The sequence below is a fragment of the Aeromonas sp. sia0103 genome (assembly GCF_963895295.1).
Taxonomy (GTDB): Bacteria; Pseudomonadota; Gammaproteobacteria; order Enterobacterales; family Aeromonadaceae; genus Aeromonas; species Aeromonas encheleia.
This window is the reverse complement of record NZ_CAWQKG010000022.1, coordinates 530,847-555,274: the sequence shown is the minus strand read 5'-3', so window position 1 is coordinate 555,274 and position 24,428 is coordinate 530,847. Positions and strand designations below refer to the sequence as shown.

Annotated in this window: 20 protein-coding genes; 16 read left to right on the top strand and 4 right to left on the bottom strand. The window is 62.1% G+C overall.

The window, feature by feature from the left end:
• Positions 1-90 precede the first annotated feature (90 nt).
• From AACW18_RS10920 to AACW18_RS10910, 3 genes are all read right to left on the bottom strand, one after another.
• Entirely contained in the window at positions 91-948 is an 858-nt protein-coding gene (locus tag AACW18_RS10920) for an aldose 1-epimerase (protein WP_218388647.1), read from the bottom strand.
• The gene (locus tag AACW18_RS10915; RefSeq protein WP_256351837.1) at positions 945-2,375 is read right to left on the bottom strand and encodes a sugar porter family MFS transporter; all 1,431 of its coding nucleotides are present in this window, start codon (positions 2,373-2,375) and stop codon (positions 945-947) included. The genes AACW18_RS10920 and AACW18_RS10915 overlap by 4 nt, the downstream gene beginning before the upstream one ends.
• A gap of 92 nt (positions 2,376-2,467) precedes the next feature.
• Positions 2,468-5,746, bottom strand: coding sequence for a DUF5107 domain-containing protein (locus AACW18_RS10910; RefSeq protein ID WP_218388645.1), 3,279 nt, complete (start codon positions 5,744-5,746; stop codon positions 2,468-2,470).
• A gap of 119 nt (positions 5,747-5,865) precedes the next feature.
• Here AACW18_RS10910 and AACW18_RS10905 point away from each other — a divergent pair, with 119 nt between their 5' ends.
• The 5 genes from AACW18_RS10905 to AACW18_RS10885 all read left to right on the top strand — a co-directional run bounded on the left by AACW18_RS10905 (position 5,866) and on the right by AACW18_RS10885 (position 11,097).
• Entirely contained in the window at positions 5,866-7,080 is a 1,215-nt protein-coding gene (locus AACW18_RS10905) for an ROK family transcriptional regulator (protein ID WP_256351836.1), read from the top strand.
• 185 nt (positions 7,081-7,265) lie between these two features.
• The gene (locus AACW18_RS10900) at positions 7,266-7,547 is read left to right on the top strand and encodes a hypothetical protein (protein ID WP_218388644.1); all 282 of its coding nucleotides are present in this window, start codon (positions 7,266-7,268) and stop codon (positions 7,545-7,547) included.
• Between the two features lie 359 nt (positions 7,548-7,906).
• Positions 7,907-8,362, top strand: coding sequence for a DUF6998 domain-containing protein (locus tag AACW18_RS10895; RefSeq protein ID WP_218388643.1), 456 nt, complete (start codon positions 7,907-7,909; stop codon positions 8,360-8,362).
• Between the two features lie 158 nt (positions 8,363-8,520).
• Positions 8,521-8,748 (top strand): GNAT family N-acetyltransferase, encoded by a 228-nt coding sequence (locus AACW18_RS10890; protein WP_339381519.1) that lies wholly within the window; start codon positions 8,521-8,523, stop codon positions 8,746-8,748.
• A gap of 444 nt (positions 8,749-9,192) precedes the next feature.
• Complete coding sequence (locus AACW18_RS10885) at positions 9,193-11,097, top strand: PTS fructose transporter subunit IIABC (protein WP_218388642.1); 1,905 nt, start codon at positions 9,193-9,195, stop codon at positions 11,095-11,097.
• Between the two features lie 83 nt (positions 11,098-11,180).
• Here AACW18_RS10885 and AACW18_RS10880 read toward each other — a convergent pair whose 3' ends face one another.
• Positions 11,181-12,572, bottom strand: coding sequence for a protein-tyrosine phosphatase family protein (locus AACW18_RS10880; protein ID WP_218388641.1), 1,392 nt, complete (start codon positions 12,570-12,572; stop codon positions 11,181-11,183).
• Positions 12,573-12,769: 197 nt separating this feature from the next.
• Between AACW18_RS10880 and AACW18_RS10875 the strand changes: the two genes are divergently transcribed.
• The 11 genes from AACW18_RS10875 (at position 12,770) to pykF (ending at position 24,358) form a co-directional block, all read left to right on the top strand.
• Complete coding sequence (locus AACW18_RS10875; protein ID WP_218388640.1) at positions 12,770-13,195, top strand: CesT family type III secretion system chaperone; 426 nt, start codon at positions 12,770-12,772, stop codon at positions 13,193-13,195.
• 429 nt (positions 13,196-13,624) lie between these two features.
• Positions 13,625-15,031 (top strand): hexose-6-phosphate:phosphate antiporter, encoded by a 1,407-nt coding sequence (uhpT, locus tag AACW18_RS10870; RefSeq protein WP_218388639.1) that lies wholly within the window; start codon positions 13,625-13,627, stop codon positions 15,029-15,031.
• Positions 15,032-15,256: 225 nt separating this feature from the next.
• On the top strand, positions 15,257-15,562 hold the full coding sequence (locus AACW18_RS10865) for a PTS fructose transporter subunit IIB (protein WP_042653876.1): 306 nt from the start codon (positions 15,257-15,259) through the stop codon (positions 15,560-15,562).
• Positions 15,563-16,330 carry a PTS sugar transporter subunit IIA gene (locus tag AACW18_RS10860; RefSeq protein ID WP_218388638.1) on the top strand — a complete coding sequence of 256 codons (768 nt, stop codon included), beginning with the start codon at positions 15,563-15,565 and terminating at the stop codon, positions 16,328-16,330. It abuts the gene before it with no gap.
• A gap of 90 nt (positions 16,331-16,420) precedes the next feature.
• Positions 16,421-17,323: a pseudouridine synthase gene (locus tag AACW18_RS10855; protein WP_218388637.1), complete on the top strand. Its 903-nt coding sequence runs from the start codon at positions 16,421-16,423 to the stop codon at positions 17,321-17,323.
• Positions 17,320-17,787: an NUDIX hydrolase gene (locus AACW18_RS10850; RefSeq protein WP_218388636.1), complete on the top strand. Its 468-nt coding sequence runs from the start codon at positions 17,320-17,322 to the stop codon at positions 17,785-17,787. The genes AACW18_RS10855 and AACW18_RS10850 overlap by 4 nt, the downstream gene beginning before the upstream one ends.
• A 157-nt stretch (positions 17,788-17,944) precedes the next feature.
• Positions 17,945-19,051, top strand: coding sequence for a tRNA 2-thiouridine(34) synthase MnmA (mnmA, locus tag AACW18_RS10845; RefSeq protein WP_218388635.1), 1,107 nt, complete (start codon positions 17,945-17,947; stop codon positions 19,049-19,051).
• Between the two features lie 23 nt (positions 19,052-19,074).
• Positions 19,075-19,686, top strand: a complete 612-nt coding sequence (gene hflD / locus AACW18_RS10840; protein WP_042653881.1) for a high frequency lysogenization protein HflD — start codon at positions 19,075-19,077, stop codon at positions 19,684-19,686.
• Between the two features lie 35 nt (positions 19,687-19,721).
• Positions 19,722-21,092: an adenylosuccinate lyase gene (gene purB / locus AACW18_RS10835; protein ID WP_218388634.1), complete on the top strand. Its 1,371-nt coding sequence runs from the start codon at positions 19,722-19,724 to the stop codon at positions 21,090-21,092.
• 174 nt (positions 21,093-21,266) lie between these two features.
• Positions 21,267-22,397, top strand: a complete 1,131-nt coding sequence (locus AACW18_RS10830) for a ribosomal protein uL16 3-hydroxylase (protein WP_218388633.1) — start codon at positions 21,267-21,269, stop codon at positions 22,395-22,397.
• A gap of 548 nt (positions 22,398-22,945) precedes the next feature.
• Positions 22,946-24,358, top strand: coding sequence for a pyruvate kinase PykF (pykF, locus tag AACW18_RS10825; protein ID WP_042653884.1), 1,413 nt, complete (start codon positions 22,946-22,948; stop codon positions 24,356-24,358).
• Positions 24,359-24,428 lie beyond the last annotated feature (70 nt).

The window sequence follows — 24,428 nt, the reverse complement described above, 5'->3', positions numbered from 1 at the left end:
GCCTGCCCTGCACCCACCCAGGCCCTCGCGTCGGCCCCAAAGATTGAGGCCCTTGCGGGCCTCGAAATGGGGATGGGACGAGGCGCCGACTCATGGCGTCGCCAGCAGGCTGATGGTCATGCCGAGGCTCATGCGATCGCCGCGCGCCAGCAGCCGCAGACCGGGGTGACCGGCCATATGGTGGGCGTTGGCGGCGTGACTCTGGGGCTCAAGGCAGACGAAACCGCTGCCCTCATCAGGCTGATAGAGCATCAGGAAGCCGCCATCGCTGGAGATCTGCAATCCTTGCCGGCGGGCGGGATGCTCGATCTCGGCCTGCCCGCGCCAGCCGCCATAACAGTGGTTGAGCCACCCCTGTGGCCGCCGCCACTGGCGAAAGTCCAGGTTGGGCGCCAAGGCGCTGCTCCAGTTGGTCGGCAGATGATCCGCCCCCTCCTGCCAGACCCCGCTCGCCAGAAAGCGCAGCCGGGTCTGCTCATCGCGCCAGAAGAAGGGGTGAAAACCCGCGCCATAGAGGCAGGGCGCCTCCCCCAGATGGGTCAAGCCGATGCGCGCCACCAGGCTCGGCCCCTGCAGGCGATAGTCGATCTCCGCCAGATAGTGAAAGGGGCCGTTATGGCCGGTGAGCTGCAGCGTCACCGAGCTGCCGGTCTGCGCCACCGTCTGCCATGGCCGCAGCCACCCCTCCCCGTGCAGGAAGAAGTCGGGATCGGCGTCGCTCTCGGGCAGGGGCTGCGCCTCCCCCCACAGCTCGAAGCCATTGCCCGCCACCCGGTTGGCCAGCGGCAACATGGGAAACAGGGCGCTCTGCCCCGGCTGCCAGGGAGCCTCGGAGTCGGTGTCCCGCAGCAGCGGGCGCCCTTTGTCATCCTCCAGCCCCAGCAGGCAGGCCCCCTGGGTTGAAACCCGCATCCGAAGATGCGGGTTGTTCAGGTTGTGCACCTTCATGCAGAGGTGCTCGCCTTGGTCTGGGTCAGCTCCACCTTGCCTTGGGCCAGCTGGGCTTCCAGCGCCTCCAGGGTCACGCCCTTGGTCTCGGGCACCTTGCGGTAGATGAAGATGAGGCCGGCGAAGCAGATGAGGCCATAGAGCAGGAAGCTACCCGCGGCCCCCAGTCCGGCATTGAGCAGCGGGAAGGTGTAGGTCAGCACAAAGCAGGCGATCCAGAGCGCCAGGGTGCCCGCCGACATGGCCAGACCCCGCACCCGGTTCGGGAAGATCTCCGAGAGCAGCACCCAGGTGACCGGCGCCAGGGTCAGGGCATAGATGGCGATGGCCGCCAGCACCAGCAACAGCACCGGCAGGCCCAGCACGCCGCTGGCGTAGGCCGCCGCCATCATGCCGTAGATGATGGTGAGGCCGGCGGAGCCTATCAGCATCAGCTTGCGGCGACCTATCTTGTCCACCATGGGCAGTGCTATCAGGGTAAACAGCAGGTTGATGAGGCCGGTGGCGACGATGGACTTGAGGGTGCTGTCGATGTCAAAGCCGGCGGAGGCGAAGATCTCCTGCGCATAGTTGAAGATGACGTTGATGCCGCACCACTGCTGGAACACCGCCAGCACTATGCCGATGATGAGGATGGGGCGCACCGAGGGCTTGCCCAGCTCCGCCAGGGACACCTTGTGGGTCTCTCCCACCAGGGTCTGGCGGATCTCGGCCAGGGTCTGTTTGGCATAGGCATCGCCGCCTATCTTGCTCAGCATGCGGGACGCCTTCTCATACTGCCCATCCTTGGCCAGCCAGCGGGGGGATTCCGGCACGAAGAACATCAGCACCAGAAACGCCAGGGCGGGCACCAGCTCGGCGCCGAACATCCAGCGCCAGCCGGACTGACCATTCCAGGTCGCCAGGATATCGGCCTGGGTCGCGCTGCTGGCCACCGGATCGGCGATCATCAGGTTCACCAACTGGGCGGCCAGCACCCCGATGACGATGGTGAGCTGGTTGATGGCCACGAACTTGCCGCGCCTGTCGGCCGGGCTTATCTCGGCGATGTACATGGGGGAGAGCGCCGACGCGAGACCTATCCCGATGCCACCGATGATGCGATAGACCACGAACAGATCGAAGTTGCCGGCCGCGGCCGTGCCCCAGGCCGAGATGGTGAACAGGACGGCCGCCAGGATCAGCGGCTTCTTGCGGCCAAAGCGATCGGACGACCAGCCGGAGATGGCGGCCCCCAGCACGCAGCCCACCAGCGCCGAGCTCATGGCCCAGCCGGACTGGGCCGGATCCGTGATGGCGAAATAGGCCTCATAGAAGGGCTTGGCCCCGCCTATCACCACCCAGTCGTAGCCGAACAGCAGGCCACCGCAGGCGGCCACCAGGCAGATCATCCAGATGTAGCCCATATTGAGCCCACCCGTATCCATTTGATTTCGCGAACTTTTCATGACTCACTCTCGCTATCTTGTGATTGTAGGGTACTGGGGCGCGCCGCACCGTGGCGGAGCGCCGGTTTTTGTTATGAGTGGAGCTGAGATTGGCGGCAGAGCAGGCTGAACAGGTGCCCCTTGTCATGGGCCGGGTTCAGGGCGAGCAGCTCGCGCAGGCTCTGCTCGCCGCACGCTTGCTCCCCCAGCCCCAGCTGGCCGAGGGCCAGCACCAGCAGGCAGTGCTGGCGGTGTTTGTGCTGGGGATCGTCGTCGAGCACGATGAGATCGGGCAGGGAGACGGCGAAGAAATCCGCCCCGACCCGCTCGTCCATGGCCTGCCCGGCCCAGGCCACCATGCCCTCGAACAGACGCTGCGCCTCCTGCGTCTGGCCGAGGCGGGCCAGCGCCATGCCCCGATAGAAGAGGTAATCCACCGGCTGATCGTTGTAGTAACGGCTGGCCCCCAGCTCACCCTGACCGAGGCAGGCCTGCCGCAGACATTGCTCGGCCAGACTCTGCTGATCGCAGGCGAGGTGGCAGAGCGCCAGCAGGTAGTGGATGTCGTTGTCGCTCTGCCCCACCAGGCGCCCCTCACCCAGGTTGAGGGGATAGTGCAGCGCCTGCTGCAGCAGCGGGATGGCCTGCTCATGCTGCCCTTGCGCCATCAGTGCCGCTGCTCGGCGCTGCTGGTTGATGAGGTACTGGCCGGTGACCCTGCCCTCTCCCCCTTCCCAGGGGTGGAACTGGCGCAGCCGCAAGATCTCGGCCGCCGCCTCCAGTCGACCCTCGATGTGCTGGAGGCTGAGCAGCTCGGCGGTCAGATCGTCGCGCTTGAGGGCCACCTCCCGGTGTGCCTCCAGCAGCGCCAGCCGCTCGGCGGGTGCCATGGCCAGGCGCTTGTGCAGCTGATCCAACTCGAACAGCAGGCGGGCATCGTCCGGCTTGAGGGCGAAGGCGCGACTCAGGCACTGCTCGGCCGCCGCCAGATCGCCGCTCTTGTTGAAGTGATAAATGCCGAGGTTGCGCCAGGCCGGGGCAAACTCCGGGGTCTGCTCGCACACCCCTTGCCACAGGGCGATGGCCGGCTCATAGCGGCGCTTGCTGTAGTGGAAGCAGCCGAGCAGGTAGCGGGCGAAGCCGCTGTGGGGCAGCCGCTCGAGCATCGCCACCTCCCCCAGGGTGTTGGGGAAGCGCACCTTGCTGGCAAAGGCCCGCTCGGCCCGTTGCAGCAGCCCCTCTTGTTGCGCCCCTGCCGGCAGCAGGCTGGCCTGGAACAGCAGTGGCAGGCTCTCCTCCACCGGCAGTTTTGAGAGCAGTTGCTGCGCCAGCTCGGGACGACCCAGCTCCAGCAGATTGCTCGCCAGGAAGCAGAGGTTCACCCCGCGCCCGTTGCACAGGGCCCGCAGCGCCTCGAGATCCACCGCCTGCTCGCTCCCCTGCCAACGCAGGAAGGCCAGCTGATAATGGAGCGGGTAACGGACCCGCTGCTCGTCTATGTAGGCGAGGGCCGCCTCCCGCTCGCCGCACTCCAGCAGCGCCAGCCCCTTGAGGGCGATGGCGCCGTAGTGGGTACCGTTGACCGCCAGGCTGCGCTCGACAAATTGCAGCGCCTGCACCGGATCGCGGCGCACCATGGCGATCCGGGCCAGGCCGAGGAAGCCGGCATCCCGGCCGTTGCCGCTCCAGGTCGCCTTGTGGAAGTCGTCGAAGGCGGCGTCCAGCAGGCCTTGGCGCTCCTCGATATGGGCGCGCAGCAGGCTGGCCTTGCCGCACTGGGGGTTCTTGTTGAGGCGGTGGGCCCGGGTCAGCGCCTGGTTGGCATACGCCAGCGCCTGCTCATAGTTGGCGCGGTTGTATTCCAGCGTCGCCAGCGCCAGGTTGCAGCGATAGTCGCCCCCGTCCAGCGCCAGCGCCCGCAGGTAGTAGTCAAAGGGGGAGCGGCTGGCGTGCAGGTACTGCTCAAGATGTTGGCCGATGAAGTAGAGCTCATCGACCGAGTCGAGATCCGCCGCGGCCAAGGGCGCCGAGGCCGGATCCGGCAAGGCCTCGCCGGCCGGCTGATGCTCGAGATAGCTCAGCACCGGCTGGCCCTGCTCATCCAGCAGGCGCACTTGCAGGCGCCCCTCACCGGTGAGGGCGAACGGCTCAAGCCAGGCCTGACCCGGTTGCAGATCGAGGGACTGACTGAGCAGCACACCGCCCTCGTCACTCACCTCGAAGCGCGCCCCGCCCAGCGGCGCCACCGCATAGACGCCGCACAGCAGCCCGTCATCGGTGCGCTCCAGCTTGATGGCGGCGCGGGTGTTGGCGTTTTGCAGGGTGCCCAGGGTGTTGTAGGGCAGGAAGTTCTGGACGAACACCTTCTCCTCCCCCGCATCCAGCCAGGTGAAGTCGGGCTGGTTGTCGGTGTAGACCCCGGTCATCAGCTCGATGTAGGGGCCGTTGTCGTCGGTCAGGTTGCGATCCCAGGCCAGGCCAAAGTCACAGTTGCCCCAGCTCCACTGCTTCTTGCCGGGGGAGACATGGTGATCCGCCACGTGCAGCAGGCCGCCCCGCTCGCCATGGCAATAGGCGCCGACGAAGTCGTAGTCGGACTTGTCCGCCATGTAGGAGGTGGGCACCGGGATGTTGCGGTAGCGGGAGATGTCGACCCCGGCGGAGTAATCCACCTTGTAGTAGGTGCCGCGGGCGATGGGGAAGGCGCTCACGTCGCGCTTGCCGTGGTCATAGACGGCGGTGACATCCGGCGGGAAGACGCTCTGGTGATCGTCCCCGCCCTTGACGGCCGGGTTGGACCACCAGAGGAAGTGGCGCGGGGTGTCGTTGCCGTTGAACACCTTGCCGGTGATCTCGATCAGCGCCTTGTCCGGGTAGAGGGTGAAGCCGGCCATCACCTGCAGGCCACGCATCGCCTCCACCTCGCCAAGCCAGACGGTCTTGGCCCCGCCCTCACGCTCCTGGATGCTGACATCCACCGGCATGAAGGTGGTGGGCCTGTGGTGCTGGGGCCAGTTGAACTCGATGCCGCCGGAGATCCAGGGCCCCACCAGCCCCACCAGCGCCGGCTTGATCACCTCGTTGTAGTAGACAAAATCGCGCTGCATCACCTTGTCGTAGGCACGGTGGATGCGGCCGCCCAATTCCGGCAGCAGCATCACCTTGATGAAGTCATTCTCCAGCCAGACCGCCTGATAGGACTTCATCTGCTTCTGACCGGTGAGGGTGTCGATCACCCCATAGGGATAGACGGCCCCCGAGGAGCCCTGATAGACCCGCTTCTCGAGAAACATGGGGTTGGGATCTTCGGCACCGACCTCGTAGGTCGGCAGGGTGACGGCTTCGACCCAGACTCTTACATCAGCTCTCATCAATCTCGCCTCATTCAACATTTATTAGTAAACGTTTGGATGAGGCCAGTTTAGAATGGTCATTACAGCGATTTTTGCTTAAAGATCACGCAATACAGTAAGCGGAGTTTAGTGAACCAATGATCATCGGCCTGAACAACCAGAAGGTTCGCCACCACAACAAACAGGTGTTGCTGGCGCTGCTCTACCAGCTCAAGGAGGCAAGCAAGTCCACCCTGGCCCGCCACTGCGAGCTCTCCATCCCGGCGGTCAGCAAGATCCTCGACGAGCTGGTAGCCGACGGCGCCATCAGCCACAGCGAGCAGAACCTCTCCCTGCGCGGCATCAACGGCGGCAGCTACCGCATCGCCAGCGGCAAGGGGGCCATCCTCTGCCTCAACATCAGCCCCACCCGCCTGGAGAGCATACTGGTGGACAACCTGATCACCCCACTGGATGAGTTCAGCGGCCAGAAGATAGCGCCGCAGACCCCGGACGAGCTGCTGCGCCTGATCGAGGCGCACTACTACCAGCACAAGCGCCGCCACAAGGGACTGGTGATCCGGCTGGCGCTGGCGGTACACGGCCAGGTCAATCCGGCCACCGGGGTCTCCCAGACCATGCCGCAGGCCCCCTGGCACGCGCCGGTCGAGCTCAAGTACCTGCTGGAGGAGCGCCTCGGCTGCGAGGTGATGGTGGACAACGACTGCATCATGCTGGCGCTGGCCCAGAAGTGGCAGGGCCGGGAAAATGGCGGGGATTTTTGCGTCATCAACGTCGACTACGGCATCGGCTCCGCCTTCATCATCAACGGCCAGATCTACCGGGGCGCCCTGTTTGGCAGCGGCCAGATAGGTCACACCATCATCAACCCGGACGGCAGCGCCTGTGCCTGCGGCCGCTACGGCTGCCTGGAGACGGTCGCCTCGCTGTTTGCCATCAAGAAACGGGCGAGGGTCTTTCTCAAGCAGCAAGCCAGCGCCGACAACCCGGCGCCGGCGGGCGGGGAGCTCGACACGGCCCAGCTGCTCGCGCTCTACCATCAGGGGGATGCCATGATCCGCGCCCTGGTGGACGAAGGGGCCCGCGCCATTGGCCTGAGCCTCTACAACTTCCTCAATATCCTCAACATCAACCGCATCTACCTGTATGGCCGCAGCTGCGACTTCGGCGAGCCCTGGCTGCAGACCATCATCAGCCAGACCGGCGCCAACCCCTTCGACTGCAGCGATGCGGTCAATGCGACCCAGCTGCGTTTCGGCGAGCTCAACCGTGCCCAGCAGGTGATGGGCATCGGCTATCTCTACGTGGAGCGGGCGCTGGCGCGGCGTGACGCGGCAGGCTTTAGTCAGTGACGCTTCTTGCCCCGACAGATGATGCCGATTTCAACCAGGGAAACTTGCCGCCCCTTCCCCCGGCAGATAACCCGGCAGATAAAAAGTGAGCCCGCTCCCGATTGCAGAACTCCGCATGGGGAGTAGGAGAGCCAAGTGGAGAGGAATATGATGAGCGCGCCATCCAGAACAGGAGCCAGCGCATTGTGACAACCCAGCGTGAACAGCAAAAACAGAGTGAACAGCAGGAGCAGAGCGAAATCCATCGCTGCGACAAGTGCGGGGAGCGCACCAGCCATATAGTGGTGCTGGTCGCCCGCGACCACAGTCAGGACATCATGCCCAAAGACCCGCGCAAGGCCTTCTGGCAAGCCTTTCGCACCAGCACCCTCACCAACTGGGCATTCGGCTCGACCCTGGCCTATCAGACCACCCATGTGCGCCACCTTATCTGTGAGCGCTGCGGCGAGAAATTTCTCGAGTATTGAGCCCTGTTCCTAGCACCATGTCACAAAGTAGCTGGAGCCGGAGCCAGTCACCGCAAACCCTCAGGCGGCATCACAGATCCGCCGCCAGCACCGTCCATCGGTAATTTATTGAGCTGCCGCCGATTTTTATCGGCTCCCTGTGTTGCTACCCACCGCCTTGGTTAAGATGCTTCAGTTGGCAACCAAGCCTCGACGGAGTCACGTCCATGAGTCGGATCGGCCATGTCCTATCGGGTCACGCGCAGGTAAAAATCAGCAAGCTGGGGGGCAGGAACTTAGGGGCGGTAGCCTTGTCTGAGAGAAATTGAATGGGTTTCTTATTAACACACTCAGCACTGTTTATAAGGCATTAAGCGAACATGATCGATCACAAGAAATTTCAAAGTTTGGTAAAGCAGCTCTATTCAACGGTAGAAGAGCTTGTGTCCATGTTCCCAGGGCGGCACTTTACGCCAGATGGCCATATGGTCGGCAGCATAGGTGAATGTTTGGTGGCTGATGCATATGGGCTGGATCTGATGAACGCATCGAATAAAGGCTATGACGCTGTATCAGCTTCCGGGTTGCAAGTTGAAATCAAAGCAACTCAGGCAAAATCAGCTTCATTCCGTAGCCAGCCGGAACATACGATTGTCATCAAAATATTTCCCAACGGCACATTTGAAGAGATTTTTAATGGCCCTGGAGACTTGGTATGGCAACAGTTTAACGGGAAGCCGTTACCTTCAAATGGTCAATACCAAATCTCTCTCAACAAGCTCAAAGAATTAAACAAGTTGGTTGATGAATCTCAGCGTGTGCCAAGAATTTCCTAACCCGAGTACAACTCCCCCATCGAGTGAGCCCGCTCGCCAGAGCACGGAGCCACAAGGTGATCGCCATTACTTCGATGGCGCAATATCCGCCCCCCCATCGGGCCAGAAGTTGATAGTTCTGGCCGATCAGGTACTGGACAACTGCATGCCGACCAGCGATGACCTGTGCGAGGTCAATGAGAGGAAAGGGTTTTGGCTCCCAGCTGCTGCGCTGCGTGACAGAAAAGCTCCTGAACGCTCCAGAGGCCATCGCCACTTTTCTGCATGCGGATATCGACCATCACTACTACGAGAAGTTGGGGTATCAGCGCATCCAGAGTGGTGATTGCATGTTCTTCTCTCTCAGACACCCACACTATGCGGGTGTGCCGCCCAGCTACTTTTAACCCGCCATCCATATGGCTATCGCCTCGATGGCCTGCGACTTTTCTCCAGCTTGCTCTCCCCTATCCTCCCCTGATGGCCGTCATTTATGTGCGCTGGCTCACAGCCTGCCGACTCCTTTCATCTCACAAATTTACAGAAGAGGCCTCTCTCTCCAGTTCCCACTGGTAGGGCCACATCTATCCAACCACAAAAAAACAGCAACTAACTTAATGATTTAATGCATAAAAATACTAAACACATACGCCTTACGCCCAATCTATCACTTTGAGATCCCGCTCACACTCGGGTTTTTACCGCACAAAAATCCAGTGATTCGCATATTTGTCCGATAGGGCGGTTGATGCCGTGCCGCCATAATATGAGTGTCAATTTTGTCCGCATGCCTCGACCCGTCAACGGGCGTCGGCATGCCAACAGGCTTCATCAAGGAGCGGGAGAGCGCCATGATCACCACACTGATCAACGAACATCTGATCAATCTCGATTTAAAAGCGACGCGCAAGGAAGAGGTCTTCAGCGAGATGGCCCGCCTGCTGGTCGCCCAGGACAAGGTCAGCGACGAGCAGCAGTTCATCAAGGACCTGTGGGCCCGGGAAGAGCTGGACAACACCGGCTTCGAGGAGGGCGTTGCCCTGCCCCACGCCAAGAGTGCGGCGGTGAGCACCCCGGCGGTGGCCATCGGCATCAGCCGCGCCGGTATCGATTACGGCGCCGAGGATGGCAAGCCGTCCCGACTGTTCTTCATGATTGCCTCCCCGGCCGGCGGCGCCAACCACCATATCGAGGTGCTGGCCGAGCTCTCCGCCAAGCTGATCGAAGAGGGTTTCATCGCCAAGTTGCTGGCCGCCAAGACCTCCGCCGAGGCGTTGGCCCTGCTGCTTGAGCGCAAGGAGGAGCAAGCCGCCCCCGCCGCCGACAAGGGCTTCATCATAGGTGTCACCGGCTGCCCGGCCGGTATCGCCCACACCTATCTGGCGGCGGAATCCCTGGAGCGTGCCGCCAAGGAGCTGGGGTACGAGGTGAAGGTGGAGACCAATGGCTCCATCGGCGTCAAGAACAGCCCGACCGCGGCCGAGATAGCCCGTGCCAGCGCCATCGTGGTGGCCTGTGACAAGCAGGTGGACATGGCCCGCTTCAACGGCAAGCCGCTGATCAAGACAGGGGTGAAGGCTCCCATCAAGGATGGCAAGGGGCTGATCGAACAGGCCCTGAAGGCCCCCGCCTATGTGGCCGACAAGGAGGACAAGAAAGGGGAAGAGCAAAGCGCGGGCGGTAGTTCCGACCTCTACCGTTACCTGATGAACGGCGTCTCCCATATGATCCCGTTTGTCGTCACGGGGGGTTTGCTGATCGCCCTGGCGCTCGCCATCGGCGGCGACCCGACCCCGAGCGGCATGCAGATCCCGGCAGGCAGCATGTGGAACCAGATCCTCAACGTCGGCGTGGCCGCCTTCACCCTGATGATCCCCATCCTGGCCGGTTATATCGCCTACGCCATCGGTGATCGCCCCGCCCTGGCGCCGGGCTTTATCGGCGGCTGGATCGCCAACAACGGCAGCTTCTACGGCGCCGACGCCGGTACCGGCTTCATCGGTGCCATCATCGCAGGTCTCCTGGTCGGTTATCTGGTGCGCTGGATCGCCACCCGTCACTACCACAAGATGGTGCAGCCGCTGGTGCCGATCCTGATCGCCCCCATCGTCGGTTCCCTGTTTATCGCCGCCGTCTTCATCTTCATCATCGGCGCCCCCATCGCCGACATGATGACGGGTCTGAACGCCATGCTGCTCTCCATGAGCGGCGGCAGCCTGGTGCTGCTGGGCATAGTGCTCGGCGGCATGGCGGGCTTTGACATGGGTGGCCCGGTCAACAAGGTGGCCTTCCTGTTCTCAGTCGGCATGATTGCCTCGGGCCAGACCCAGTTCATGGGGGCCATGGCCTGTGCCATACCAGCGGCACCGCTCGGCATGTCGCTCGCTACCGTGCTCGGCCGCAAGCTGGGTATCTTCGATGCCTCCGAAATCGAGGCGGGCAAGGCCGCCGGTGCCATGGGCCTGGTGGGGATCTCCGAAGGCGCCATCCCGTTCGCCGCCCGTGACCCGCTGGCCGTCATTCCGGCCAACATACTGGGCAGCATGACCGCCGCCGTGATGGCCTTCCTGTTTGGCATCACCAACAGCGTGGCCCACGGTGGCCCCATCGTCGCCCTGCTCGGCGCCGTCAACAAGCCTCTGCTGGCCCTGCTCTGCATGATCTGCGGCGCCATCGTCACCGGCGTCACCGCCGTCGCCCTCAAGAAACTGCGGGTGAAGAAGACAGACGAAGCGCAACTGGCCAAAGCCGCCTGAGTCAAAGCGTCACGCCCTCAGTGACGCCCCCGAGTAAACCAAGAGGCCACCGCAAGGTGGCCTCTTTCATTGGTGAAGTTCTGTTATGCCTTCAACAGGGGACGCTGCTGCCCCTCTGCCAACGCCATCAGCACATCCAGTTGCTCCTCTTTTTGCACCATGACGCCGTTGCGGCTGGTGCGCATTTCACTGACGACATCTTCCACACTCAACTGGTTGTTACGTGGATCATGCATGGCCATGGCACCTATCACCTGAGCGGTACGCCCCACCCCGGCACGGCAGTGCACCACTGGCAGCAGCTTGTTGTCATCCCCGACAGCGGAGCTGCCTGCTTTTTCATACACGGCCCGCTGCTCTTGTGCCTTTTGCTCCAACAGGGATGACAACTTGTCAGTGACCTCTGCACTGACGGCGGTTTTATCCGGCCAGTTGCTGACATGCACCACCGGTACCGTGATCCCTTTTTTGCCAAAGCCGGGCATGGTCAGCGCCAATTTATAGACATCGGCCTTTATGCCGTCACCAAGATCGATGCTCTCATGGTGCTTTGAAGCCAGCGAGATAGCGCCATACTGACCGCTCTGGCGGAAATAGTCAGGCATCTTGAAGTCGGAATTGCGGATCTCATTTGCAGAGGCCAATACCGCCAATACCGGGGTCCGGTTATCAAACAGCATCTGCAGATGGCTCTCCAACTGCGCCTCAAGAGGGTACTGACAGGCGATCGAGCGATGCGCTCCCACCTGCACATAGTTGGCGTTGAGATCTGAGCGGACGGCCGTGGCCTTGCTGGCCGGGATGTCATTGAAACGGTTGAGCTTGGCCCCGCCAGTCGCCTGCAGGTAGCGGCCGGCATTGGCCGCAGGAGACAGCTGGCTCTGCAATTTTTTGAGTCTGCCGCTCAGCTCTTGCTTCGTCTCTGCACCATAGGGATCGACCGCCACGGGGACGACCATTTTGGGGGCAACACCCATCAGCCGCTCATGCATCTGTGCCATGACGGGACGCTCGCCACGAGGAGGCAATGCCGGCGCCTGGCGGGGAGGCAGCGGGGGCGGCGTATCCTGCTGTGGCCGGGCATTGGTTGCCTCCTTAACACCGTGCTGGCGCATGGCAGCATCCAGCAAGATCTTGGCATCCTTCAATGTCAGCTGATCGCTGCGCAGCGCGACCAACCGGCTTTCCCCATGTCCGACGGAGCGCAGATCGAAGTTGTTATGATTGAAGCGGGTCGCACTCTTATGAAGTGCAACGACATCATCCTGACTGAGGGCAATATTCTGCACATGCTTGAGCACCTCTTGCGCAAAAGCTTTCTCGGTATCTCTGGCACCATTGGTGACTGTCAGCCCTTGAAACGTCCCCTCCTTGTTGGCCGCGACGTTCCCCTTCAATTTGCCGGTCAGTTCGCCGTCATGATTCTGAAGTTGCTGGGTTACCTGACGATGAAGGGTTTGAATAGCTAAGGTCATCTTTACCTCGGATGGCTTGAGTGAGGCCCGAGTATAAAAAGCTGACCGCTTTCGTCTTTGCAGCGCTGGTCGGAAAATTTTAGGCCCGTCGCTAAGTGGCCAATAGAGACAAAATCAGCGGTAATAAGTGACAAATGCGATGGTAGTTTTTCGGTAGTTTGCTCGCTTCTTCTTTACTGTTCACCGGACAACAGCACATGAGCGAACAATTTGAAGCCTCTCTGAAGGCGCTGGGCACCCATCTCGGGATCACATTGACGACCGAAGAGGGCATCGCCAGCCTCACGCTGGATGGCAGTCAAACCATTCACCTCGCGGCACTGGGCGACGCCCAGTTGGCCATCTTTATGCAACTCTCGCCACTAGCGGACGCACAACAAGCCATCGCCTTGTTGCAACACAACCTGTTTTCGGCAGATCTTGCCCGCCCGCGCGTGGCGCTGTCGCCGGATAATTACCTGATTGTCTGGAGCCAGCATCCTTTGTCCAGCATGGATGACAGTACGCTCTATCAGGCCCTGACAGTCCTGAGAGAGTACGCCTCGGAGTGGCTATCAGGTGACGATCCCTCCGCCCCCCTCTCCAGCCATGATGTCCAGACCGCACCGATGATGATGGTCTAACCACAAGAACACTCTCCGGTCATGGCCAACCGGGCCATGGGTGCGCAGCCACGTCAGACCAGCTCCGACCGCCTCCTTCCATCCCCTCCCGACCGCCAAAACCGTCACCACCAGAGCGGCGATGGCGTGATCCTCTTCACACTTCATGGTCAACCGCCGCCAAACTAGGAAATTTTCTTAAGCCCACTAGGGATGGCTCTCACGCCATCCGCGCCGCGCCTCATTACAGTCGGCTCACCTGATGTAGTAACCCGACCCTCGCACTGGCGCAGGGCTTGGCATGGGTTCAATCGACAGGGCGGCGAAGCGCACAGTCCGCGCCTTCCCTGTTGTCCTTTCCGTGGCGTGACCTCCCATAACAGATTGAATTATTTCAATACACAAATGAGGGGCGCGGCGGAAACACCGACTATCTCGCAGAGGATGAATATGTTGGATTTTCTCAAGCAGGTACGGGTCCCGACCCTGGACTTGCCGGTCGCAGCCCGGCGCAAACTCTGGTTCAAGCCCTTTATGCAATCCTATCTGGTTGTATTCATTGGCTATCTGACCATGTATCTGATCCGCAAGAACTTCAACATTGCGCAGAATGACATGATCCAGGAGTACGGTCTCTCCATGACCGAGCTCGGCATGATAGGCCTCGGCTTCTCCATCACCTACGGGGTGGGCAAGACGGTCGTCTCCTACTATGCCGACGGCAAGAACACCAAGCAGTTCCTGCCGCTGATGCTGATCCTCTCTGCCCTCTGCATGCTCGGCTTCAGTGCCAGCATGGGCGGCACCGGTTTCAGCCTCTACTTCATGATCTTCTTCTATGCGCTGAGCGGCTTCTTCCAGAGCTGTGGCGGCTCCTGCAGCTACTCCACCATCACCAAGTGGACCCCCCGCAACAAGCGCGGTACCTACCTCGGCATGTGGAACCTCTCCCACAACGTGGGCGGGGCCGGTGCGGCCGGGGTGGCGCTGTTCGGTGCCAACTACCTGTTCGATGGCAACGTGCTCGGCATGTTTATCTTCCCGTCCCTCATCGCGCTGGTCGTCGGCTTCGTGGGTCTGCGTTTCGGCAGCGACTCACCGGAAGCCTATGGTCTGGGCAAGGTGGAGGAGCTGTTTGACGAGGTCGCCAGCGAAGAAGATATCGCCACCGAGGAGCAGAAGCTGACCAAGGGTCAGATCTTCGTGAAGTACGTGCTGATGAACAAGGTGATCTGGCTGCTCTGCTTCGCCAACATCTTCCTGTACGTGGTGCGCATCGGCATCGACCAGTGGTCCACCGTCTACGCCCACCAGGAGCTCGGCTTCTCCAAGGAAGTCGCCATCCAGGGCTTCACCTTCTTCGAAGTGGGCGCCCTGGTCGGTACCCTGATGTGGGGCTATCTCTCCGACCTGGCGAACGGTCGCCGTGGCCTGGTGGCCTGCGTGGCACTGGCGCTGATCATCGCCACCCTGGGTCTCTATCAGCACGCCACCACCCAGTTCATGTTCCTGGGTTCCCTGTTCACCCTGGGCTTCCTGGTGTTCGGCCCGCAGCTGCTGATCGGCGTCGCCGCCGTGGGCTTCGTACCGAAACAGGGCATCAGCGTGGCCGATGGCGTCAAGGGCACCTTCGCCTATCTCATCGGTGACAGCTTCGCCAAGCTGGGTCTGGGCATGATCGCCGATGGCACCCCCATCTTCGGCCTGACCGGCTGGACCGGCACCTTCGCGGCGCTGGACATGGCCGCCGCCGCCTGCCTGGTGCTGATGGCCTGCGTGGCCGTGGCCGAGGAGCGCAAGATCCGCCGCATCAAACGCGAACTGCGCGCCGCCGAATTGGCGACCCAGTCCGCCTGATAGACACAACAGGTTCCACTCCGCAGTGTGCATTCGGCCCGCCCTTTGGTGGGCCGTTTTTTCATGCCAAGCGCCGACCGTCAGCAAATGACACCAAATTGCAGCCATCCTCTGTGCAAACAGGCACGGCAGCACCGCCGAGATCCCATTTTTGCCCCGCGGCTTTGGTAAAGGCCGGCGGTTGGCGCTATCTTGTTGCCCCCATGTCATTAGCCCCGAGAACCGATGAAGATCCTCGCCGTCACCGCCTGCCCCACCGGCATAGCCCACACCTACATGGCCGCCGAGGCGCTGCAGAGAGCCGCCGACAAGCTGGGGCTGAAGATCAAGGTTGAGACCCAGGGCGCCATGGGTCTGGAGAACATACTGACCGCCCGGGACATCGCCGGCGCGGATCTGGTGCTGATCGCCTCCGATATCGAGATCGAGCAGAAGGAGCGCTTCCTCGGCTGCCCCTTGCGCCAGGTATCGCTGGAAGCCGTGCTGCTGGATGCGGCCGCCGTGCTCAAGACCCTGACGCCCGGCGTCTGAATGCTCCGCCGCGAACTCACCTTCTGCTGCCGTCAGGGCCTGACCATAGCCCAGGGCAAGCAGCTGAGCCGACTGGCCGGGCTGTTCAAGTCCCAGATCGGCTTCATCAATATCAGCCGTCGCCAGAGCGTCGGGGCGGACAACCTGCTCGCACTGCTCACCCTGGGCACCCAGCCCGGTGATCTCTGCCAGCTGCTGATCGAAGGGTTGGATGCCGAGCTCGCCCACATGGCGTTTACCTGCTGGTGCGGCGAGCTGGGTCAGCCCCTTGGCCGTCCGGGATCGGCGGCCCTGGCCGAGCAGCGCCTCGCCGCCGCCCAGCCCGACTACTGTTTCGCACTCAACCAGCTTGGCCACGCCACGGCGCCGCTCGACAAGGCCCTGGCGCTGAAGGTGCTGGTGGATCTGCTACCGGCCGAGTTGGTACGCGACAGGCCTATGCTGGAGCAGGCCATCGCCAGCCGCGAACGGCTCGCCGCGACCATCATCCGGCCGGGCCTCGCCATGCCCCATGTGATCTGCCCCGCCATCCGCCAGCCCGCCCTCTCGCTGCTCCACTGCGCCGAGCCCATCGAATGGGGCTCAACCCTGGGCCCGGTGCAGACCCTGCTGCTGCTGGCGATCCCGGCCGGGCTTCCCCCCGAGCAGTTGCGCCCCCTCACCCGGCTGGCCCGCGCCATGATGGACGAGGTGGTCAGCATGGCACTGCAACACGCCAGCACGGCCCCCGCCCGTCAGGCCATCGTCATCGAGAGCCTGCTGAGCTGAGTTAGGGTTCCCCGCCTGCCCACCGCCGTTCATCTCCCAGTCGCCCCCCTGTGATACACTGCCGCATCCCTTGCTGTTGGTGTGCATTCGATGAAATCTGCCCGTCCCCGTCTCTCCCTCTCCGGCCGCCCGGCTGCCGCAGACCGCCCCCTCAATGCACGCTCACGCATTGGCAATCCTGCCGAGCAAAAGCCGGTGCTGGCGCCAGCCGATCGCAAGTTGCTGCTGCTGAACAAGCCCTACATGGTGCTGTGCCAGTTCACCGACGAGGCGGGACGGGAGACCCTCAAGGATTACATCAAGGAACCCGGCCTCTATGCCGCCGGCAGGCTGGACCGCGACAGCGAGGGGCTCTTGCTGCTCACCAACGACGGCAAGCTGCAGGCGCGCCTCACCCAGCCTGGGGAGAAGACCCCCAAGACCTACTGGGTGCAGGTGGAAGGCGTGCCGAGCGAGGAGGCACTGGCGGCCCTGCGCGCCGGGGTCGAGCTCAACGACGGCATGACCCTGCCCGCCGGGGCGCGGATCATGAACGAACCCGAGCTGTGGCCACGCAATCCGCCGATCCGCGAGCGCAAGGAGATCCCCACCCGCTGGCTCGAGATCAAGATAGTGGAGGGACGCAACCGCCAGGTGCGGCGCATGACCGCCCACATCGGCCATCCCACCCTGCGCCTCATCCGCTACGCCATCGGCGACTGGACACTCGATGGCCTGGCCCCCGGCCAGAGCCGCAGCCTGCCCGCCCCCGAGCTGGCGGCGTCTTCCCGCACCAGCGGCCGATCCCGCCAGCCCGAACGGGCGGGCACGGGCGCGGCGACACGCCCGACCGGCACCAAGGCGCGCTCCCCTCAGCAGAACAAGCCCGGGCGCAGCGCCAGCGCCCAACCTGCCGCACAGGCGACCGAGCGCAATGGCGGCCAACCCCGCGGCACGAGCCGGGGCACGGCCCGCCGACCCGCCCGTCATCCCAGCGACAAGGAGTCATCATGATCGAACATCACCCCATGCCAGCCAGATTGACGGTCGCCGCCCTGGTGCACTGGCAGGGCCGTTTCCTGCTGGTGGAAGAGGAGATCGCGGGCCAGCGCCGCTTCAACCAGCCCGCCGGCCATGTGGAGCCGGGCGAGAACCTGATCGAGGCCGCCTGCCGCGAGTTGAAAGAGGAGACCGGGCTCTGCGCCCATCCCAACGCCTGGCTGGGGGTCTATCTGTTCAAACCGGCGGACAGCGAGGCCACCTTTGTGCGCACCGCCCTGGTGTTCGACCTTGAAAAGGCGCCGGGTCAGCACCATCCAGAGGATCCTGACGGCGATGTGCTGGCCTGCCACTGGCTCACCCTGGACGAGATCGCCGAGTGCAAGCCCGCCCTGCGCAGCCCGCTGGTGTGGCAGTGCATCCAGGATTATCTGGGGGGCACCCGCTTGCCGCTGTCGGCGCTCAAGGCCTTTATCTGATGCCATTTGGCACCGGTTTGGTATCAGGTGGCCCACGAACGGAAAAACGATTTCCTGCCGACCTCCTCTTCATGGGGACGCCGGCATGGATATGTGACCGGGGGCGCGAAATTCTGGTAGAATACGCCCCGTTTAAACGAACTGGTAACTTCGACTAATGACAGACAACAGCCAAATCAAGGTGATCGTCGGCATGTCCGGCGGCGTGGATTCTTCCGTCTCGGCCTACCTGCTGCAGCAGCAGGGTTATCAGGTCGAAGGCTTGTTCATGAAGAACTGGGAAGAAGACGACACGGACGAGTATTGCTCCGCCTCCCAGGATTTGGCTGATGCCAAAGCGGTCTGCGACAAGCTGGGCATGAAGTTGCATACCATCAACTTCGCCGCCGAGTACTGGGACAATGTGTTCGAGCACTTCCTGGCGGAGTACAAGGCAGGGCGCACGCCGAACCCGGATATCCTGTGCAACAAGGAGATCAAGTTCAAGGCGTTCCTCGAATTCGCCGCCGAAGAGCTGGGTGCCACCTACATCGCCACCGGCCACTACGTGCGCCGTGACGACAGCACCGGCCGCCCGCGCCTGCTGCGCGGCCTCGATGGCAACAAGGATCAGAGCTACTTCCTCTACACCCTGAGCGAGCAACAAATCGGTCAGAGCCTGTTCCCGGTCGGGGATCTGGAGAAGCCGGAGGTGCGCCGCATCGCCGAGCAGCTGGATCTCGTCACCGCCAAGAAGAAAGACTCCACCGGCATCTGCTTCATCGGCGAGCGCAAGTTCAAGGACTTCTTGGCCAAGTTCCTGCCCGCCCAGCCCGGCCCCATCGAAACCGTGGACGGCAAGGTGATCGGCGAGCACCAGGGCCTGATGTATCACACCCTGGGCCAGCGCAAGGGGCTCGGCATCGGCGGGCGTAAAGACGCCACCGAAGAGGCCTGGTACGTGGTCGACAAAGAGGTGGAACGCAACACCCTGATCGTAGCGCAGGGCGAACACCCGCGGCTCTACTCCGACGGCCTCATCGCCAGCCAGCTGCACTGGGTGGATCGCACCCCGATCCGCACGCCGCGCCGCTGCACCGTCAAGACCCGCTACCGCCAGGAAGATATCCCCTGCCTGATCCAGCCCATCGACGACGAGACCATTCGTGTCATCTTCGATGAGAAACAGGCCGCCGTGACCCCGGGGCAATCCGCCGTCTTCTATGACGGGGAAGAGTGTCTGGGCGGTGGCATCATCGAACAACGTTTCAGCCATTCGGTTTGAATCCTTAACAGAAGGCAGCAGACGTGAGCGACAAATTCCAAGACAGAACTATGGCTTTCGCCGGCATCTGCCAGGCGGCCTACCTGGTGCAAAAAGTGGCCCGTGATGGCAGCTGCGATGAAGCCTCCCTGCGCGAGAGCCTGCAAAGCGTGCTGGTGACCAATCCCAAGCAGCCGCTGGAAGTGTTCGGCAGCCACCTCGCCATCCGCGATGGCTACCGCGCCCTGGTGGAGCAGCTTGGCGCCGATGGCAGCCAGAAGAACGCCGAGCTGACCCGCTACGTGGTGAGCCTGATCGCGCTGGAGCGCAAGCTGGCCAAGCGCAAGGACATCCTCAACATGCTGGGGGAGCGGATCGGCCAGATCGGCCGCCAGCAACAGCATTTCGATCTGCTCGACGAGCAGATCCTGGCCAACATGGCGAGCATCTACAGCGATCTCATCAGCCCCATAGGGCCGCGCATCCAGGTGGCGGGCACCCCGCTGTTCCTGCAGCAGCCGCTGGTGCAACACAAGGTGCGCGCCCTGCTGCTGGCGGGCATCCGCGCCGCCGTGCTGTGGCGTCAGCTCGGTGGCAGCCGTACCCAGATCATCTTCGCCCGCAAGAAGATGGTGGAACTGGCCAAACGTTTTTGAGTTTCTAACCCCCACACACATCAGGAGTTCACCCCATGGAGCTGTCCGCGCTGACTGCTGTTTCCCCGATTGACGGTCGTTATGGCGACAAGGCCGATGCCCTGCGTCCCATCTTCTCCGAATTCGGTCTGCTGCGTTTTCGCGTCGAAGTCGAGGTTCGCTGGTTGCAGAAACTGGCAAGCCACGCCGGGATCCCGGAAGTCCCTGCCCTGAGCGCGGCCGCCAACGCCCTGCTCGACGGCATCGTCAGCGACTTCAAAGAGGCGGATGCCGCCCGCATCAAACAGATCGAGCGCACCACCAACCATGATGTGAAAGCGGTGGAATACTTCCTGAAAGAGAAGGTGGAAGTGAACCCAGAGCTGGCCGCCGTCAGCGAGTTCATCCACTTCGCCTGCACCTCGGAAGACATCAACAACAACTCCCACGGCCTGATGCTGAAGACCGCCCGCGACCAGGTGATCAAGCCCTATTGCGAGAAGCTGATTAGCGAGCTCAAGCGCCTGGCCCATGAGTACCGCGACATGCCGCTGCTGTCGCGCACCCACGGCCAGCCCGCCACCCCGAGCACCATGGGCAAGGAGATGGCCAACGTCGCCTACCGCCTTGAGCGCCAGTACAAGCAGATCATGGCGGTGGAGATCCTCGGCAAGATCAACGGCGCAGTCGGCAACTACAACGCCCACGTCAGCGCCTACCCGGAAGTGGACTGGCACCAGTTCTCCGAGCAGTTCGTGACTTCCCTCGGCCTGTCCTGGAACCCCTACACCACCCAGATCGAGCCGCACGACTACATCGCCGAGCTGTTCGATGCCATGGCCCGCTTCAACACCATACTGATCGACTTCGACCGGGACGTGTGGGGTTACATCTCCCTGGGTCACTTCAAGCAGCGCACCGTGGCGGGCGAGATCGGTTCCTCCACCATGCCGCACAAGGTCAACCCCATCGACTTCGAGAACTCCGAAGGCAATCTGGGTCTGGCCAACGCCGTGTTCCAGCATCTGGCGAGCAAACTGCCCATCTCCCGCTGGCAGCGTGACCTCACCGACTCGACCGTGCTGCGCAACCTGGGGGTGGCGGTGGGCTACTCCCTGATCGCCTATCAGGCGACCCTGAAGGGGATCTCCAAGCTGGAAGCCAACGCCGGTGCCATGGCCGCCGATCTGGATGCCAACTGGGAAGTGCTGGCCGAGCCCATCCAGACAGTGATGCGCCGCTACGGCATCGAGAAGCCCTACGAGAAACTCAAGGAGCTGACCCGTGGTCGCCGCGTCGACGCCGAAGGCATGCGTACCTTCATCGACACCCTCGAATTGCCCGAGGAGGTGAAGGTCGAGCTGAAGAAACTGACCCCGGCCAACTATATCGGTCAGGCCCAGCGTCTGGTGGATCTGCTGAAGTAAGCCGATAGCCTGATACGACAGGGGCCCTGTGATACGCGCAGGGCCCCTGTTATTTTTGACTGCCACACCGTTTGCCAAGCTTTTTGCCATATATAAAGAGGCCTTGCCCAAGGCCGGCAGCTCCCTTGGGCAAGACCTCTCTTAACTTTGTCTGACCTTTTGACGAGAAGAACCATGTACGAACTGAATCTGGATATCGCTCACTTCCTCGAACATTACTGGCAGAAGCGCCCGCTCCTCATCAAGGGTGGCTTCACCGACTTTCAGGATCCCATCAGCCCGGACGAACTGGCGGGTCTGGCCATGGAAGAGACCATTGAATCCCGTCTGGTGACCCGCTTCGACGGCAAGTGGGAGGCGGCCCACGGCCCCTTCGAATCCTACGATCACCTGGGGGAAGAGAACTGGACCGTGCTGGTGCAGGCCTGCAACCACTGGGCCCCCGAGGTCAACGAGCTGGCACTGCCGTTCCAGTTCATCCCGGGCTGGCGCTTTGACGATGTGATGGTGAGCTTCTCCACTCCCCACGGCGGCGTCGGCCCCCACATCGACAACTACGATGTGTTCATCACCCAGGGTCAGGGCAAGCGTCACTGGCGCGTCGGCGATGCGACACCGCGGAGCGAGTTCGCCGCCCACGCGGCCCTGCTGCACTGCGAACCGTTCGAGTCGATCATCGACGTCATCATGGAGCCGGGCGATATCCTCTACATCCCGCCTGGATTCCCCCACGAGGGCTACGCCATCGAGCCGTCCCTGAACTTCTCGGTGGGCTTCCGGGCGCCGGATGCCAAGGCGCTGATCTCCTCCTTCGCCGATCACCTGATCGACAACGAGGTGCGCACCGAGCGTTACGGCGATGGGGATCTCAAGCCCCGCGCCCGCCACGGCGAGATCCAGCCCCACGAGCTGCACCGTCTGCGCGAGCTGATGCAACAGGCGCTGGACGACGAGACCCTGTTCAAGGAGTGGTTCGGTACCATGATCTCCGAGGCCAAGCACGATCTGGACGTCAATCCGGTCGAGCCGGACTACAGCGCCGAGGAAGTAGCCGATCTGCTGACCCAGGGCGAGCCCGCCATCAAGGTACCGGGCCTGCGCTCGGTCTGGTTCAGCGGCGACAGCCAGCAGTGCTACATCGACGGCGAAGCCTGGACCCTGCAGAGCGAGGACGCCGCCGCCATATCCCTGCTGTGTGACAAGGACATCATCACCCAGGCCGACATGGTGGAGCTCGCCGATCAGGCTGGCTTCCTGCAACTGCTGACCCGCCTGGTCAACCGCGGTTACTGGTTCTTCGCCTGATTTCGCGACACATGAAAAGCGCCGCTGGTGACAGCGGCGCTTTTTTTTGCCTGATGCTGCTTCCTTTGATGGCGAGACTCGGCCTTTTGCCCGCGCTATCCGCCATCTTCCATGCCGTGTCGTCCGCTATCTCCGCCATCGGCTCACCAGGGACCGACACCGCGGCTACACTTGAGGGCGGCTCGGCCAGGGAGCGATGCTAGCCACCCCCTGCTGGTCCGGCGATCAGCCGAACGGCGCCGTCCAACCTGCAGTGGTTGGCCGCGAAGCTACCCCAGATCCAGGCAGCCCCACCATAGTCCGGTAGCGGCTCCGTTGTTTGTCATTTAACAACATCTTGGACGGACGCTGATGCGTCCAACCATAGGAACCGAATGGGTTTAAATATGGGAAACCAATTATTTTAGCCCCTAAAATCAGCTGTGAGCGAAAACGTTATCTTCCAAAATGGGGCGGTTTTAGCTCAAAACGTTGTTTCTGGATCATAAAAAGTATCCAAAAACTGGTGTATATTGCACGGCGGAAACTCCTTAACCATGAAGACTGACATGAAAAAGACCAAAATCGTCTGCACCATAGGTCCCAAGACCGAATCCAAAGAAATGCTGGGCAAAATGCTCGACGCCGGCATGAACGTCATGCGCCTGAACTTCTCTCACGGTGATTACGAAGAGCACGGCACCCGTATCCGCAACCTGCGCGAAGTGATGGCCGCTACCGGCAAGCACGCCGCCATCCTGCTGGATACCAAGGGTCCGGAAATCCGTACCATGAAGCTGGAAGGTGGCAACGATGTCTCTCTGGTCGCCGGCCAGACCTTCACCTTCACCACCGACCAGACCGTTGTTGGCAACAAAGACAAAGTCGCCGTGACCTACGCCGGCTTCGCCAACGACCTGCGCGTCGGCAACCGCATCCTGGTGGATGACGGCCTGATCGGTCTGGACGTCATCGAAATCACCGAACGCGAAGTCATCTGCAAGGTGCTGAACAACGGTGATCTGGGCGAGAACAAGGGCGTCAACCTGCCGGGCGTCTCCATCAAGCTGCCGGCCCTGGCCGAGAAAGACAAGCGCGACCTGATCTTCGGTTGCGAGCAAGGTGTTGATTTCGTTGCTGCTTCCTTCATTCGCAAGAAAGAAGACGTGCTGGAAATCCGTGAGCACCTGAAGGCTCACGGTGGCGAAGCCATCCAGATCATCTCCAAGATCGAAAACCAGGAAGGCCTGGACAACTTCGATGACATCCTGGCCGTGTCCGATGGCATCATGGTTGCTCGTGGCGACATGGGTGTGGAAATTCCGGTAGAAGAAGTGATCTTCGCCCAGAAGATGATCATCACCAAGTGCAACAAGGCACGTAAAGTGGTCATCACCGCCACCCAGATGCTGGATTCCATGATCAAGAACCCGCGTCCGACCCGCGCCGAAGCCGGTGACGTGGCGAACGCCATCCTGGACGGTACCGATGCAGTCATGCTGTCCGGTGAGTCCGCCAAGGGCAAGTACCCGCTGGAAGCCGTGACCATCATGGCCACCATCTGCGAGCGTACCGATGCCGTGATGCCGTCCAACCTGTCTGCTGCCAACGACAGCAACAAGCTGCGCATCACCGAAGCCGTCTGCAAGGGCGCCGTCGAGACCTCCGAGAAGCTGGATGCCCCGCTGATCGTGGTTGCCACCGAAGGCGGCAAGTCTGCCAAGGCCATTCGCAAGTACTTCCCGAAAGCCTGGATCCTGGCCATCACCACCAACCAGAAAACCGCAGCCCAGCTGGTCCTGACCAAGGGTGTGGTTGCTCACGTGGTTGACAGCATCGCCTCCACCGACGATTTCTATCGCATCGGTAAAGAAGCGGCGCTGGCCAGCGGCATGGGCCTGAAAGGCGACGTCGTCGTGATGGTCTCCGGTGCTCTGGTACCGAGCGGCACCACCAACACCGCCTCCGTTCACGTACTCTAACCAGTCCTGAACCGATAAAACGGCGCCCTTTGGGCGCCGTTTTTTTTATGCCGCCCCCCTGCTTCGCCTT

Coding starts and splice junctions, on each gene's coding strand:
- AACW18_RS10920 (WP_218388647.1), bottom strand. CDS start 948: ATGAAGGTGCACAACCTGAACAACCCGCATCTTCGGATGCGGGTTTCA.
- AACW18_RS10915 (WP_256351837.1), bottom strand. CDS start 2,375: ATGGATACGGGTGGGCTCAATATGGGCTACATCTGGATGATCTGCCTG.
- AACW18_RS10910 (WP_218388645.1), bottom strand. CDS start 5,746: ATGAGAGCTGATGTAAGAGTCTGGGTCGAAGCCGTCACCCTGCCGACC.
- AACW18_RS10905 (WP_256351836.1), top strand. CDS start 5,866: ATGATCATCGGCCTGAACAACCAGAAGGTTCGCCACCACAACAAACAG.
- AACW18_RS10895 (WP_218388643.1), top strand. CDS start 7,907: ATGATCGATCACAAGAAATTTCAAAGTTTGGTAAAGCAGCTCTATTCA.
- AACW18_RS10890 (WP_339381519.1), top strand. CDS start 8,521: ATGACCTGTGCGAGGTCAATGAGAGGAAAGGGTTTTGGCTCCCAGCTG.
- AACW18_RS10885 (WP_218388642.1), top strand. CDS start 9,193: ATGATCACCACACTGATCAACGAACATCTGATCAATCTCGATTTAAAA.
- AACW18_RS10880 (WP_218388641.1), bottom strand. CDS start 12,572: ATGACCTTAGCTATTCAAACCCTTCATCGTCAGGTAACCCAGCAACTT.
- AACW18_RS10875 (WP_218388640.1), top strand. CDS start 12,770: ATGAGCGAACAATTTGAAGCCTCTCTGAAGGCGCTGGGCACCCATCTC.
- uhpT (WP_218388639.1), top strand. CDS start 13,625: ATGTTGGATTTTCTCAAGCAGGTACGGGTCCCGACCCTGGACTTGCCG.
- AACW18_RS10865 (WP_042653876.1), top strand. CDS start 15,257: ATGAAGATCCTCGCCGTCACCGCCTGCCCCACCGGCATAGCCCACACC.
- AACW18_RS10860 (WP_218388638.1), top strand. CDS start 15,563: ATGCTCCGCCGCGAACTCACCTTCTGCTGCCGTCAGGGCCTGACCATA.
- AACW18_RS10855 (WP_218388637.1), top strand. CDS start 16,421: ATGAAATCTGCCCGTCCCCGTCTCTCCCTCTCCGGCCGCCCGGCTGCC.
- AACW18_RS10850 (WP_218388636.1), top strand. CDS start 17,320: ATGATCGAACATCACCCCATGCCAGCCAGATTGACGGTCGCCGCCCTG.
- mnmA (WP_218388635.1), top strand. CDS start 17,945: ATGACAGACAACAGCCAAATCAAGGTGATCGTCGGCATGTCCGGCGGC.
- purB (WP_218388634.1), top strand. CDS start 19,722: ATGGAGCTGTCCGCGCTGACTGCTGTTTCCCCGATTGACGGTCGTTAT.
- AACW18_RS10830 (WP_218388633.1), top strand. CDS start 21,267: ATGTACGAACTGAATCTGGATATCGCTCACTTCCTCGAACATTACTGG.
- pykF (WP_042653884.1), top strand. CDS start 22,946: ATGAAAAAGACCAAAATCGTCTGCACCATAGGTCCCAAGACCGAATCC.